The organism is Mycobacterium europaeum, from assembly GCF_002102155.1.
In the GTDB taxonomy this organism is placed as follows: domain Bacteria; phylum Actinomycetota; class Actinomycetes; order Mycobacteriales; family Mycobacteriaceae; genus Mycobacterium; species Mycobacterium europaeum.
This window is the reverse complement of record NZ_LQOU01000010.1, coordinates 193,547-207,979: the sequence shown is the minus strand read 5'-3', so window position 1 is coordinate 207,979 and position 14,433 is coordinate 193,547. Positions and strand designations below refer to the sequence as shown.

Here is a 14,433-nt window from a genome sequence, read left to right as displayed (position 1 = left end):
AGAGCCGGCGCGGCGCGCGAATTCATCGCCCGCGCAGCGATGAATCTCGGCGGCCCACTGTCTCTGTACTTCAGTAGCGTTAGGTCGCGGCCCAGACAGGAGATGCCATGCCGGCGAGGGAGGATTTCATCGCGCAGGCGGCGCCGTTTCGCGCGGAGCTGATCGCGCACTGCTACCGCATGCTCGGGTCGGTGCACGACGCCGAGGACCTGGTGCAGGAGACCTACCTCAACGGCTGGCGCGGCTACCCGGCGTTCGAGGAACGCGCGGCGCTGCGAACGTGGCTGTATCGGATCGCGACGACCGCGTGCCTGCGGGCCCTGCAGAATCGCGCCCGCCGGGTGCTGCCGGCCGGGCTGGGCGACGGATCGATCGACCCCGACGCCAGCCTCGACGCGACCGGCGGCGCCCACGAGTGGCTCGAGCCGATCCCCGACTCGCTGATGCTCACACCGGAGGACAACGTCACCGCGCGGCAAAGCCTGCGGCTGGCCGTGATGACGGCCCTGCAGGAGCTGCCCGCCCGCCAGCGAGCGGTGCTCATCCTGCGCGACGTCGTGCAGTTCACCGCCGCCGAGGTCGCCGAGCTGCTCGAGACCACGCCGGCCGCGGTCAACAGCTCGCTGCAGCGGGCGCGGGCCCACCTCGCCGAGCTCTCGCCCACCGAGGACGACCTGGCCGAGCCCGACGATGCCGCGCGCCGCGAACTCATCGACCGCTACTGCGCCGCGTTCGAGAACGCCGACATGGCCGCGCTGACCGCGCTGCTGCAAGCGGATGTGAAACTCGAAATGCCGCCTCTGCCCGTGTGGTTCACCGGCCGCGACCCGGTGCTGCGGTTCCTCGCCGCGCGCGCTTTCGCCGAGCCCGGGGACATCGCGATGATGCCGACGGCCGCGAACGCGCAACCCGCGGTCGCCGAGTACCGGCGCGACGCCGGCGGGGCGATGCGGGCCCATTCCATCCACGTCCTCACCGCGGGCGCCGACGGGATCGCCACCATCACGGTCTTCCTGGACCCGGGCCTCTTCAGCACGTTTGGTTTCCCATCGAGCCGGTAACCTGTCCGCAGGGAAGCGACCCACCTCCGGTCACCGAAGGAAGGCCCGACCCACCGGAGTCATCGGTGCCGCCGCAAGGTCCACGTTGCATATGTGGACAGGCCCCATGCCCCCCAGGATCATTAGGCGCGGTAGACGTAATCGAAGGGTGACTGAGTGAGGATTCCCGGCGTTGCCAGCGTCGTCGCCGGCATGACCGACGGGGCCGCGCAGGTGGTGCGAGCCGGCATGTCCACCGCGGCCGGTGCCGCCGACGCCCTGCAGAATCTGGCCAGCCCGGTCGCCGAATTGGCGGTCCCGGTCGTGCAGTCGATGGCGCAGACGACCGGCCGCGCCATCGGAGTGATCGGTCCCAGCAACGGTTCCGGGCGCAGCGTCACCCCGCCGATCCGGTGGCAGAGCGGGCGGCGAGTGCATCTGGACCTGGATCCGTTGCTGCCGTTCCCCGGTTGGCACGATCACGCGCCCGTGGTGGAGGAGCCGGTCCGCCGAATTCCGGGTGTGGCCGCCGCCCACGTCGAGGGCGCCCTGGGCCGCTTGGTGGTCGAATTCGACAACGACGGCGACAACGACGTTGTGCTGGACCGGGTCCGGGACACGGTCTGCAGCGTCGCGGCGGACCTGACCCTGGTCGTCGGCAAGGATTCGACGCGCACGGCGCCGTTCGCCGACCCCGGAAACCCGTTGGCGATCCTGGTGCCGGCCACCGCCGCGGCGATGGACGTGGCGGCCATCGGTGCCGCGGTGACCGGCTGGCTGGGCCGGTTGCCCGTCGCACCGCGCAGCGCCCGCGCGGCCGCCGCCCTGCTGAACCATCAGCCGCGGGTGGTCGCCGTGCTGGAATCGCGGCTGGGCCGCGTCGGCACCGACATCGCCCTGAGCGCGTCGACCGCGCTGGCCAACGGGCTGACACAGGCGGTCGGCACGCCGCTGCTGGATCTGGCCCAACGAAGCTTGCAGGTCTCCGAGGCCGCGGCGCACCGGCAGCGCTGGCGCGACCGCGAGCCGGAGCTGGCCTCGCCCAACCGGCCGCAGGCGCCGGTGGTTCCGGTGATTTCCTCGGCCGGCCCCAAATCCCAAGCGCCGCGCCACAATTCGGCCGCCGCCGCCGCAGGGGAGGCGTCGCACGTGGTGGTGGGCGGGGCCATCGACGCCGCCATCGACACCGCCAAGGGATCGATGGCCGGGCCGGTCGAGGAGTACGCCGACCAGGCCGCCAACGCGTCGCTGGTGGCGGCGGCCGGTGCGCTGCTGGCCGGTGGGGGCACCGAGGATGCGGCCGGCGCGCTGCTCGCCGGCGTGCCCCGGGCGGCGCACACGGGCCGGCAGGCATTCGCGGCCGTGCTGGGCCGCGGACTGGCCAACGCCGGGCAGCTGTTCCTGGACCCGGGGGCGCTGCGGCGGCTGGACCGCGTCAAGGTGGTCGTCGTCGACGGGGCCGCGCTGCGGGGCGACAACCGCGCCGTGCTGAAGGCCCGGGGCGACGTACCCGGGTGGGACGAGGACCGCGTGTACGAGGTCGCCGACGCGTTGCTGCACGGCGAGGAGGCGCCCGAACCCGACCCCGACGAGCTGCCGGCCACCGGCGCCCGCCTGCGGTGGGTCCGCGCGCAGGGATCGTCCGCGACGCCGGCGCAGGGGCTCGAACATGCCGATCTGGTGGTCGACGGCGAGCGGGTGGGCAGCGTCGACGTCGGCTGGGAGGTCGACCCGTTCGCCATCCCGCTGCTGCAGATCGCGCACCGGACCGGCGCCCGGGTGGTGCTGCGCCACGTCGCCGGCACCGAGGACCTGACCGCCAGCGTCGCGGTGAGCCACCCGCCAGGCTCGCCGCTGCTGCAGTTGGTGCGCGACCTGCGCACGGACCGCGGGCCGGTGTTGCTCATCACCGCGCTGCACCGCGACTTCGCGTCGACCGACACGCTGGCCGCGCTGGCCATCGCCGACGTCGGGGTGGCGCTCGACGACCCCCAGGCCGCGACGCCCTGGACGGCGGACATCATCACGGGCACCGACCTGGCCGCGGCGGTGCGCATCCTCTCGGCGCTCCCGGTCGCCCGGGCGGCGACGGAGTCGGCGGTGCGCCTGGCCAAGGGCGGCAGCACGCTGGCCGGGCTGTTGCTGGTCACCGGCGATCCGCGGACCCTCAGCCCGTTCGCCGTGCAGCGCTGGCTCAACCCGGTCAACGCCGCCGCCGCGGCCGCCCTCATGCAGGGCACCTTCGCGGCGTCCCGGGTGCTCCGGCTGGCCGACCCCACACCGCAGCCGCTGACCGCCTGGCACGCCCTGGATCCGGAGATCGTCTATGCCCGGCTGGCCAGCCGCACGCGGCCGTTGGCCGTCGAGCCCGGCGTGGCGCCCTGGCGGCAGCTGCTCGACGACCTGTCCTACAACCCGATGGTCGCGCCGCTGCGCGGTCCGGCGAGCCAGGTGGGGCGGCTGCTGACCGCGACGCGGGCCGAGCTCGCCGATCCGCTGACCCCCATCCTGGCCGTCGGGGCGGCGGCCTCGGCGATCGTCGGCAGCAGCGTCGACGCGCTGTTGGTGGCGGGCGTGATGACGGCCAACGCGATCGCGGGCGGGGTGCAGCGGCTGCGCGCCGAGGCCGCGGTCGCCGAGTTGTTCGCCGAGCAGGACCAGCACGCGCGCCGCGTCGTCGTCCCCGCGGTCGCCACGGCGCACCGCCGGCTGGAGGCGGCCCGCACCGCCGAGCGGACGGTGTCGGTCAACGCCAAATCCTTGCGGCCCGGCGACATCATCGACCTGGCCGCGCCGGAAGTGGTCCCGGCCGACGCGCGCCTGCTGGTGGCCGAGGACCTCGAAGTCGACGAGTCCTTCCTCACCGGCGAATCGCTGCCGGTGGACAAGCAGGTCGAACCCGTGGCCGTCGCCGACTCCGACCGCGCCAGCATGCTGTTCGAGGGCAGCACCATCGTCGCCGGGCGGGCCCGCGCGATCGTCGTCGCGACCGGGGCGGGTACCGCCGCGCAGCGCGCGATCTCGGCCATCGCCGACGTCGAGTCGGCAGCCGGGGTGCAGGCCCGGTTGCGCGAGCTGACCAGCAAGGTCCTGCCGCTGACCCTGGCCGGCGGCGCCGCGGTGACCGCCTTGGCGCTGCTGCATCAGGGATCGTTGCGCCAAGCCGTCGCCGACGGGGTCGCCATCGCCGTGGCGGCCGTCCCCGAGGGCCTGCCGCTGGTGGCCACCCTGGCCCAACTCGCCGCCGCGCAGCGCTTGTCGCGGCGGGGGGTCCTGGTCCGGACGCCGCGTGCGGTCGAAGCCCTGGGCCGGGTCGAGACGATCTGTTTCGACAAGACCGGCACGCTCACCGAGAACCATCTGCGCGTCGTGCGCGGCGTCCCGCACGGAACCGACGCGCGCGGTGCGTTCCCCGACCTGGGCGACCCCGCGTCCGCCGCCGTATTGCGGGCCGCCGCGCGCAGCAGCACACAGCCGCACAACGGCGGCGGCCACGCGCACGCCACCGACGAGGCGATCCTCACCGCGGCCAATTCCGTTGATGCCCAATGGGCCTCGGATTGGACCGTGCTCGCGGAGGTGCCGTTCGAGTCCAGTCGCGGATACTCCGCCGCGATCGGCATCACGGGCGGCAACGGCGGCCCGATGCTGATGGTCAAGGGCGCGCCCGAAGAGGTGCTGCCGCGCTGCCGGTTCGCCGACTCCGACGCCGAGCAGGACCGCGCGGAGTCGCTGGTGTTGCGCCTGGCCGAGCAGGGCCTGCGGGTGCTGGCGGTGGCGCAGCGCCATTGGGAGGGTACGACCGGCGAGGAGGAGACCGACGCCGACGCCGTCGACGCCGCCGCCCACGACCTCGAGCTGCTGGGTTACGTCGGTCTGGCCGACACCGCGCGCCCGTCTGCGCGCCCACTCATCGAGGCGCTGGTGGAGGCCGGCCGGCGGGTGGTGCTGATCACCGGCGACCACCCGGTGACCGCGCGGGCGATCGCCCGGCAGTTGGGGCTGCCGCCGGACGCGCGCGAGATCACCGGCGCGGAGCTGGCGGACCTCGGCGAGGAGGACCGCGCCAAGGTCGCGGCCGACGTGCAGGTTTTCGCCCGCGTCAGCCCGGAGCAGAAGGTGCAGATCGTCGCGGCGCTGCAGGCCAGCGGGCAGGCGGTCGCGATGGTCGGCGACGGGGCCAACGACGCGGCGGCCATCCGGATGGCCGACGTGGGCATCGGCGTGAGCGGCCGCGGCTCGTCGGCCGCGCGCGGGGCCGCCGACATCGTGCTGACCGACAGCGATCTGGGTGTGCTGCTCGACGCGCTGGTCGAGGGCCGCGGGATGTGGGGCGGCGTCCGGGACGCGGTCAGCATCCTGGTCGGCGGCAACGTCGGCGAGGTGCTGTTCACCCTCATCGGCACCGCCCTGGGCACCGGCCGCGCCCCGGTGGGCACCCGTCAGCTGCTGCTGGTGAACCTGCTGACCGACATGTTCCCCGCGCTGGCGGTCGCCGTCACCCCGCAGTACCCCGAGCCCGAGGAGGCCGAGGACGGCGTTGACCGCGACGCCGAGGAGCTGCACCGCGCCTTCCAGCTGGCGACGCTGTCCGGGCCGTCGCCGTCCCTCGACGCGCCGCTGATGCGGCAGATCGTCACCCGCGGCGCCGTGACGGCGGCGGGCGCGACGGCGGCGTGGGCCATCGGGCGGTGGACACCGGGGACCGAGCGTCGCACGTCGACCATGGGACTGACCGCGCTGGTGACCACGCAGCTGGCGCAGACCCTGCTGACCCGCCGCCACAGCCCGCTCGTGCTGGGCACGGCGCTGGGCAGCGCGGGCGTGCTGGTGGCCATCGTCCAAACCCCCGGCGTCAGCCACTTCTTCGGCTGCACCCCGCTGGGCCCGGTCGCCTGGAGCGGCGTCATCAGCGCCACCGCGGGCGCGACCGTCGTCTCGGTGCTGGCGCCCAACTGGCTGACCAAGCAGGTCACCGCGCTGGAACCCAAGCACGACTGAGGCCGCACCCCGCGTCTAGCGGGACAGCTCCTTGCGCAGGACCTTGCCGGCCGGGTTGCGCGGGATGCTGGCGACGACGTTGATGTCGCGGGGCTGTTCGAACCGGGAGACCCTGTCCTTGAGGTATTCGCGCAGCGCTTCCGGGTCGGTGTCGCTGCCCGGCTGCAGGACCACGAACGCGGCCAGTCGGTGACCGAAGCGTTCGTCGGGAACGCCGATCACCGCGTTGTCGGCGACGGCCGGGTGCTCGGCGAGTGCGTTCTCGACCGCGCGGGGGTAGACGTTCTCGCCGCCGGAGATGATCATGTCGTCCTCGCGGCCGACGATGTACAGCCGGCCCGCGTTGTCGAGGTAGCCCATGTCGCCGGTGCTGGTCATGCCGTCGATCACGGTCTTCGCGCCCCCGCCGGTATAGCCCTCGCTCGCCAGTTCGCCGCCCACGAAGATGCGGCCGGTGACGCGCGGGCCGACGGTCCTGCCGTTGCGGTCCAGGATGCGCACCGGGCAGCCGGCGACCGGTTTGCCGACGGTTTCCGGTGCCTCGCGCAGGTCCGCCGGTGTGGCCAGGGCCCCGATCCCGACCTCGGTGGAACCGTAGCCGTTGTAGAGGATGTCGCCGTAGGCATCCATGAACCGCTGCCCGAGGGCGGGATCGAGCCGGTCCCCGCTCGACATCACGACCCGCAGGTAGGGCACCGGGTTGCGGGCCCGCACGCGCTCGGGCAGGTCGAGGATGCGCGCGAGCACGATCGGCACGGCGGTGAACGCGTCGGCGCGATGCAGCGACGCCTGCGCCAGCGCGGCCTCGGCGTCGAAGTGGCGATGCGTGAGCACGGTGCCGCCGAGGGCCACGGTCAGCATCAGCATGCCCAGCCCGAGCCCGTGGAACATGGGCATGGCCACCGAGATTCGCGACCCGGTGCGCAGGCCGGTCCGGTCCAGGATGGTCACCCACACGCCCACCGCGGAGCGCAGTTGCGGTGAGCGCGGCACCCCCTTGGGTGTGCCGGTGGTGCCCGACGTCAGCAGAACGATCCGGCCCGGGGCGGCCACGCCGGGCCGCGGATCACCCGCCCGGGCGGTGTCCGTCGCCGGGTCGATGAGGGCGACCGATCGGTCGGCCGCGCGCACGCGTTCGCCGAATTCGTCGTCGGCGATCATCGTGCCGATTCGGTGCGCGCTCATCGCCGACGCCAGGGCGTCGGTGCGGAAGTCCGTGTTGACCAGGACCACGTCGGCGCCCACCAGCGCGGCGGCGAAGAAGCCGGCGACGAAACCGCGCCCGTTGCGGCACATCACGCCCACCGCGTCGCCGGGCCCCACACCGTCGAGGGACAGCCGGTGCGCCAGCGCTTCGGCGGTCGATCGCAGCTCGCGGTAGTCGCAGACGCCGTCGTCGGCGGCGATCGCGGCCCGGTCGGGCCAGCGAGCCGCGGTCACCGCCAGCAGCGTGTAGGGGTTGGTGCCGCCGCGGCGCACCTCGAGGAGCAGCCGCAGGGTGGCGAGCGGCGACGGCGGGGCGAGCAGTCGCGAGCGCAGCAGCGCCCGGGCCGCGGTGCCGACCACCCCCTCGGTGGTCATCGGCGGGCCTCGCGGGCGCCGGACCCCGAGAAGAACCGCCGGTACCACAGCCGGGCCGCGCGTTCGGCCGGGCCGGCCAGCAGCACCGAGGCCAACTCGGCCGGCAACACCCACGGCGGTTCGCTGCTGCGGGGCCGATCGATGACGGCCTTGGCGATGGCGTCGGCGGCCTGGTCCGCCGACAGGCCGGGGAGCCGGCCCAGGATGGGGGTGGGCTCGATCATCCGGGTGCGGACCAGCGCGAAGTAGACGGTGCTGACGTCCACACCGTCGGCGTGCAGTTCCGGCGCCACGCTGCGCAGCCACCGGTCGAAGGCCCCCTTCGACGCCTGGTAGGCGCCCCATTGCGGCCCCGGCACCACCCGCACGCCGACACTGGACACGTTGACAATGTGTCCGCGCCCGTTCTCCCGCATGGCCGGCAGGAGCCCCAGCAGCAGCCAGATCGGCCCCAGATAGTTGATGTCGATGGTGCGCTGGAAGTCGTGGGGACGGTCGTACTGGTCGTGCAGCGAGCGGCGCAACGACTTGCCGGCGTTGCTGACCACGATGTCGAGCGCGCCGTGCCGCTCGGTGATCTCCTTGGTCAGCGCGGCGACGGCCGCCTCGTCGGTGAGGTCGGTCGGGTACGCGATCGCACGGCCGCCGGCGGCGTTGACGGACGCCGCCAGGTCGCCCAGCCGCTCCTGCGACCGGGCGACCGCCAGCACCGTGGCGCCCCCGGCGGCCAACCTGCGCGCGGTCGCCTCGCCGATTCCGTACGAGGCGCCGGTGATCAGGACCGTCTTACCGCTGACGGCGCGGCGCAGCCTGTCGGGATCCGACACCCGCGCCGGATTGGCCAAGTGGTCCGTGACCGTGTTGAGGACCTGCACTACTGGATTCAACTCTGCCGCTGCATTCATTCGCACCGCTTGTCGAGCATCGGCGGATGGCTTCACCGAGCGCTCGACTCGTCTAGTTAGCAGACCACATCGCGACCGGGCCGCGCGCCCCGCCCCGCCCCGTCGGCGGGACGCGCCGAACCCGCGGGCGCGCCGCGGCGACGGATCAGGCCCGCGCGCAAGCCATCTCAGCCGCATACCCCGCGGCGACCCCCGGCGTGAATTCGCAGTAATTTCCCCGGTTCGCTTGTTTAGGCGGTCTGCTCACTGGGCACCATTGCGGCATGATCGCACGTCAAATAGCCCGTTTTGTTGCTCCAGCAGTCGCCGCCGCGTCCGGCCTCGGCGCGTCGGCCCTCGTCGGCTCCGCCCTGCCCACCGCCGCCGCCCAATGCCCGGACGTCCAGGTGGTCTTCGCCCGCGGCACCGGCGAAGCCCCCGGCGTCGGCCCCACCGGCCAAGCCTTCGTCGACGCCCTGCACGCACGCATGGGAACCAAGTCCTTCGACGTCTACCCCGTCAACTACCCCGCCAGCGACCAATGGGACACCGGCATCGACGGCATCAGAGACGCCGCCGCCCATGTCAATTCGATGGCCCGCGACTGCCCCAACACCAAGATGGTGCTCGGCGGCTACTCCCAGGGCGCGGCCGTGATGGGCTTTGTCACCTCACCCGCGATCCCCGACGGCGTCGACCCCAACACCGTGCCCAAGCCCCTGGACCCCTCGGTCGCCAACCACGTCTCCTCGGTCGTGCTGTTCGGCACGCCCAACGTGCGCGCCATGAACTTCCTCGGCGAACCGCCGGTGGTCATCGGCCCGGCGTATCAGGACAAGACCATCAAGGTCTGCGCCACCGAAGACCCGGTGTGCTCCGACGGAATGAACTTCGCCGCCCACAACACCTACGCCGACGACGGCGCCATGATCGACAAAGGCGTCGCCTTCGCCTCCAGCCACCTGGGCACCGGCGGCGCCACGACGCTCGCGAGCGGCGGCGGCGGCTTCGGAAGCTGAGCCGGAACGGCTCGTTGGCTCCTCGTCATCAACGACGCCGGCCTGACTCCTCGGGTCAGCCGCTGTCGCGGATGAAGCCCTTGTTGCGCATCAGGGCATCGGCCAGGAACCCGTCGTGCGGAATGGCCGGTGCCGCGTACCAGGTCGGGTGCGGCCCGAAGTACACGTTGGCGATCGTCGGCTCGGCAAGCAGGGCGTCGATCAGCCGCTCGTCCTCGGTGAGCGCGGTGAGCACCAACGAATGCCGCAGCGGCTCGACGGCGGCGTCGACCGACCAGGGCGACACCCAGACGCACGGGAAGGGCAGCTCGATGTTGAGCCTGTCGGCGTCGGGAGCGGGCAACAGATGCACGGCGGGGCGCAGCGCCGCGTAGCCGTCACCGAGGTCGGCGACCACCTGCTCGGCGCCGAGCAGCGGCGTCGATCCGGCGGCCTTGGCCGCCAGGTAATCCGCCACGGCCCGGGCGTTTTCGACGGGCTGGGTGGGCAGGGTCGCGCGCTCGTCGTCCGTGGGCAGCGGCTCGATCTCCGCCAACCGCTGAGCGATCGCCCGCGCCAGCGGGACGGGGTCGCCCTCGTACAGCACGGCGGTGGTGTTGACGCAAGCCATGCCGCCGAGGTTGGCGATCGAATCGACGATGAGGTCGACGTGGTCGCGCCAATCCTGCTCGGCCGTGATCAGGATCTTGCTGCGCCCCGGCCCGTTGACGATCACCGCCGGGTCGTCGGCGTACTTGTCGACGACCTGCTGCCCGCCGTACACCATGGCGAGGTCGGCCGACCGGATGATCTCGTCGGCGCCGGCATGGTCGGTCGGCAGGTACACGGCGTCCTCGGGGCGAAATCCGCCCTGCCGCAGGGCATGCACCAGCCGGTGGGCCGTCAACGGCTCGCGGCGCGACGGCCGCACCGCAACCCGGTAGCCGAGCGCCAGGGCCTGCGGCCACAAGCCGTGCACGCCCGGACCGTTTCCCGCCGCGTGCACCGCGAACACCTCCCCGCGCCGCGCCCATACCGCACCTCCCCGGCGGGTGGCTTCCGCACGCCAATCCAGCGTCGCGCCCACCGGGCGGGCCGGCCGGATCGCGTCGAAGGCGCCGCCGACGGCGTCCGCCACCCCGCGCGCCCCGGCGCGGGTGACCGCGATCGGCAGCCCCGAAATCCGGCTGGCCAGCCGCACGTAGCCCTCGAAGTCCAATCCGGCGATGACGCCCTCGGTGAAGATCCCCGCGGCCGCCGACAGCGCCGCCGCGCGCTGCCCGACGGGCAGTGGCGCCGCCTTGCGTTGCGCGGCCAGGGCGCGCGAGACATACAGCGGCGGCACGATGCTCAGCTCGGCGACCGCGGCGCCGGCGGTGCTGAGCAGGACCTCGCGGCGGCGGGTCCGATATTGCTCGGCAGGGCCGAGCGCGTCGATCGGCACCAAATCGGCCGCGGCGCCGACGGATTCGCCCGCCATGATCAGTACACACCCTCGATGACGGCCTCGCCCTCGAACGTGGAGACCGGGCGGACCGCACTGACCGAGTCGCTGAGCTCGCCCGCCGGCCCCGGCACCCTGACCGCCAGGTCGCGCTCCAGATTGTTCGGGATGAACATGCCCTTGCTGACGTGGTGCATCACCACCTGACCGGTCTGGCCGTACGGCACCCGATCGCCGGTGTCGGGATCGACCACCCAGAACACCACGTACGGTGTCCGCGGGTCGAACACGAACGCGTCGCCGTCGTCCGTTCGCGTGACCGCCTGGGACAGCACCATGGTGCTGCCGAAGGCCATGGTGATCGTCGTCGCCGGGAAGAGGTCGCGGAGCAGGTCGAGGGTGTCGGCGTCCACGTGCGCGCCGCTGAGCAACAGGTAGCGGACCTTGTCGTTCATCAACTCGACCACCCGGTCGTCCCGGGCCATGGCCTCCAGCAGCGGCGGGGTGGTGTGCAGGTTCGCGACGCTCTGCGTCCGCAGCACGAAGACGGCCTGCTCGACGACGTGGTCGACGTAGGCGGCGACTTCGGCGGCGGCGTCGCGGGCGGCGAGCTTCTTCACCCAACGGGGATCGATGTCGATGGCGTGGAAAGTCGCGCCCAGCCGCTCGGAGACCAGCCGCGAGAAAAAGCCCACCCCGTGCGGTCCGCTGGGCATCAGGCACAGGAAGCCCTCGCCGCGGCGAAACCCGCCGCCGGCGAAGTCCTCGGTCTGCCAGCGCACCACCTGCGCGACCCAATCCGGTAGCTGCGCAGTCCGTTTCGGCGCGCCGGTGGTGCCGCCGGACTCGAATACCTGGGGCACCGGGCGCGGTTCGCCGTAGCCGCGCGGGATGAGGTCCTCCACCGGCACATCGCGCAGTTCGTTGACCAGGTTGGGGAAGAGGCGCAGATCGGCGAACGTCTGCACGTCGGTCAACGGATCGAAGTCCAGCGTCGCGGCGGTCCGGAGCCAGAACGCGGAGCCGGTGTCCTCGCCGAAGTGCCACGCGATCGCCGCGCGCAGATAGGCCTCGGGGTCCTCGACCGGGTCCGATCGCGGAACATCCAACAACGAGAAGTCGACATCGGCCATATCAACAGATACTGGCCCATCCCCATCCGCTCGCCAAGCGCCCGTCACCGTATTGGCTTACTTCGCATGGAATTTCGCCGCCATGAACCCGCTGTTCACTTCGGAGCGGGCGTGCCGCGGCACCCCGGCGAAACGCCGTTTCGGCTATGTTCTCTCTCAGCGAGAGGGGACGAACCATGACGGTGCACAACTGGATACCGGCGGCGCGTATCGGCAGGATGGGTTGCAGATGATCGAGTTCACCCTGACCCGAACCGCCGCGGCGCCGATCGAGACCGTGTTCGACGTCATGACCGACCACCGCCGGATCGCGGACTACATGTGGGCGATCCGGCGCAGCACGCTCGATCGCGAGGGGACCCCCGCACCGAATGGTGTCGGCGCGATCAGACGTCTGGCGGCGATCGGACCCCCATTCGTCGAGGAGATCATCGAATATGAGCGCCCCACCCGCTACGCGTACAAGATGCTCTCCGGCGCACCGACCCGGGATCACATCGGCACGGTACGGCTGCGCGCAACAGACACGGGGACCGAGGTCAGCTGGCACCTGCGGTCAACGCTGAAGATTCCCGGTGTGGACCGGCTGATGCTGCCGGTGTTCAAGAAGGTCATCGACGAGCTGCTCAAAGGCGGCATCGCCGCCGCCGAACGGAGCAGCTAAGCCGAGCGGTTGTGCAGCCGGCGCGGGTCGACGCCCGAGCGCCGCCACGCCCTGGCCGCCCACGGCGTGTAGATCGCCCCGACGGGCAGCCGGTTGATCAGCGGGTTCAGCGCCCGCATGGCGGCGGCGAACCGCTGGAATCGCTTCTCCCGCTTGGCGTCCCACTCCAGCCGGCAGACCGCGCGCATCTGCGGCGGCATGGTTCCGACCAGGACCAGGCGGGTGTAGGCGTTGAGGGGCGCCGACAGCACCTTCCACACCGGCCCGGGGACCCGGCGGGGGCCGGGAATTCCCTTCCGGATGTAGCCGGTGCCGTACAGGACGGTCTTGTGCGGGACGAACCGCTCGAGCATCTCGTCCCAGTAGGCGAGGAACTCGTCGTAGGTCTGCGGCTGGCCGCGGTCGCTGACCCCGTACAGGCGATACCACACCTTGCCCTCGTCGAAGATCTGCGCCTTCTCCGCGTGCGAGAGCCGGCGGATGAACGTGTCGGTGGTGTAGATGACCTGGTCGACGAAGGTGGCGTGCGCCCAGTAGAACAGTTCCGGGTTCAGCGCGTGATACCTCGAGCCGTCGCTGATCGTCCCCTTGATCGTCTTGTGGAAGTCCCGCACCTTGCGGCCCCACTCGCGGGGTTCGTCGGAGTACACGGTCTTCATCAGCGGCGGCGCGGTCCGCTTGGCCCGGCCCAACATGTCGCTGAAGATGACCGAGTGGTCGAGCACACCCTGGGCCAGCTGTTCGATGCAGTTCTCGACGCCGGCGGTGCGCTGGAAACCAAAGAACTGGGTGCGGTTGTCCCCGTAGAACTTCCAGATCAACGACTCGGGTCCCAACCGCGCGAGGTCGTCGGCCTCGCCGGCCGGCCCGTCGACCGGCATCGGCACCGCCTCCCGAACGCCGGTGTCGAATCGTGCGCCCGCCGTGGAACGGGCGGGGGCGCCGGTCACAACGTCTTCCTGGGCCGTCATGCTCCCCTCCTGCGGTTCGGACCTGCGATGCGCTTGCGAAGCGATGAAACAAAACCGTATCTTTGTGTCGCAGCTTAGCATTCTGCGGCGAGATTGCAGAAAGGGGTCGTGAGCCATGCCGAACCACAGCCCTGGTGGCAACCTCGTCGAGATCAGCGACCTCGACCGCACCATCCTGGACACCGCGCGCGCCGTATTCGAGACGTACGGCGTGCGCCGGGCCAACATCGAAGACGTCGCCGCCCGCGCGGGCGTCAGCCGCAGCACCATCTACCGGCGGTTTCCGACCAAGGACGACCTGTTCGGGCACGTGGTGCGGCGCGAGGCCGAACAGTTCTTCACCACGCTGGACCGGGCCACCACCGGCTGCGACCCGCAACAGGCCGTGATCGAGGCGTTCGCCCTCGGGGTGCGCCTGGTCCACGATTCCCCGCTGTACTCCCGGATCGCCGACAGCGAACCCGAGCTCCTGGGCATGTTCTCCCGATCGCAGGCCTTCCCCATCGGCCAGTTCGCCGACGGCATCGCCCACACCCTGCGCCGGTGCGGGGCCGACATCCCCGACCGCGACCTGACCAACATCGCCGACATCCTGCTTCGCGTCGCCCTGGGCATCATCGTCTTCCCCACCGACCGGCTCGACACCTCGGACCCCGCGGCCGTCCGCGAGTACGCCGCCCGCTACCTGGTCCCGATCATCCGCCGGTGACGCGCTAT

The 14,433-nt window shown here is 72.0% G+C and carries 10 protein-coding genes; 5 read left to right on the top strand and 5 right to left on the bottom strand.

Annotated features, from left to right (window positions below):
• Window positions 1-107: 107 nt before the first annotated feature.
• Both AWC03_RS04990 and AWC03_RS04985 read left to right on the top strand, forming a co-directional pair.
• Entirely contained in the window at window positions 108-1,061 is a 954-nt protein-coding gene (locus AWC03_RS04990) for a sigma-70 family RNA polymerase sigma factor (RefSeq protein ID WP_085239396.1), read from the top strand.
• A gap of 156 nt (window positions 1,062-1,217) precedes the next feature.
• A complete protein-coding gene (locus AWC03_RS04985; protein WP_085239395.1) occupies window positions 1,218-6,041 on the top strand; it encodes a cation-translocating P-type ATPase in 4,824 nt (1,607 codons plus the stop codon).
• A 15-nt stretch (window positions 6,042-6,056) separates the two neighbouring features.
• Here AWC03_RS04985 and AWC03_RS04980 read toward each other — a convergent pair whose 3' ends face one another.
• A complete protein-coding gene (locus tag AWC03_RS04980; RefSeq protein WP_085239394.1) occupies window positions 6,057-7,622 on the bottom strand; it encodes an AMP-binding protein in 1,566 nt (521 codons plus the stop codon).
• Window positions 7,619-8,527, bottom strand: a complete 909-nt coding sequence (locus AWC03_RS04975; RefSeq protein ID WP_085239393.1) for an SDR family NAD(P)-dependent oxidoreductase — start codon at window positions 8,525-8,527, stop codon at window positions 7,619-7,621. Before AWC03_RS04975 ends, AWC03_RS04980 begins: the two co-directional genes overlap by 4 nt.
• Window positions 8,528-8,790: 263 nt before the next feature.
• Between AWC03_RS04975 and AWC03_RS04970 the strand changes: the two genes are divergently transcribed.
• A complete protein-coding gene (locus tag AWC03_RS04970) occupies window positions 8,791-9,525 on the top strand; it encodes a cutinase family protein (protein ID WP_085239392.1) in 735 nt (244 codons plus the stop codon).
• Between the two features lie 55 nt (window positions 9,526-9,580).
• Here AWC03_RS04970 and AWC03_RS04965 read toward each other — a convergent pair whose 3' ends face one another.
• On the bottom strand, window positions 9,581-10,951 hold the full coding sequence (locus tag AWC03_RS04965; RefSeq protein WP_085239525.1) for an aldehyde dehydrogenase family protein: 1,371 nt from the start codon (window positions 10,949-10,951) through the stop codon (window positions 9,581-9,583).
• A 35-nt stretch (window positions 10,952-10,986) separates the two neighbouring features.
• The gene (locus AWC03_RS04960; RefSeq protein WP_085239391.1) at window positions 10,987-12,081 is read right to left on the bottom strand and encodes an AMP-binding protein; all 1,095 of its coding nucleotides are present in this window, start codon (window positions 12,079-12,081) and stop codon (window positions 10,987-10,989) included.
• A gap of 82 nt (window positions 12,082-12,163) precedes the next feature.
• On the opposite strand from AWC03_RS04960, the gene AWC03_RS04955 reads away from it, so the two are divergent.
• Entirely contained in the window at window positions 12,164-12,745 is a 582-nt protein-coding gene (locus tag AWC03_RS04955) for an SRPBCC family protein (protein ID WP_244275136.1), read from the top strand.
• Here AWC03_RS04955 and AWC03_RS04950 read toward each other — a convergent pair.
• On the bottom strand, window positions 12,742-13,716 hold the full coding sequence (locus AWC03_RS04950) for an oxygenase MpaB family protein (protein WP_085239390.1): 975 nt from the start codon (window positions 13,714-13,716) through the stop codon (window positions 12,742-12,744). The two genes, AWC03_RS04955 and AWC03_RS04950, sit on opposite strands and share 4 nt — an antisense overlap.
• A gap of 115 nt (window positions 13,717-13,831) precedes the next feature.
• On the opposite strand from AWC03_RS04950, the gene AWC03_RS04945 reads away from it, so the two are divergent.
• Window positions 13,832-14,425 (top strand): TetR/AcrR family transcriptional regulator, encoded by a 594-nt coding sequence (locus tag AWC03_RS04945; protein WP_085239389.1) that lies wholly within the window; start codon window positions 13,832-13,834, stop codon window positions 14,423-14,425.
• Window positions 14,426-14,433: the final 8 nt, after the last annotated feature.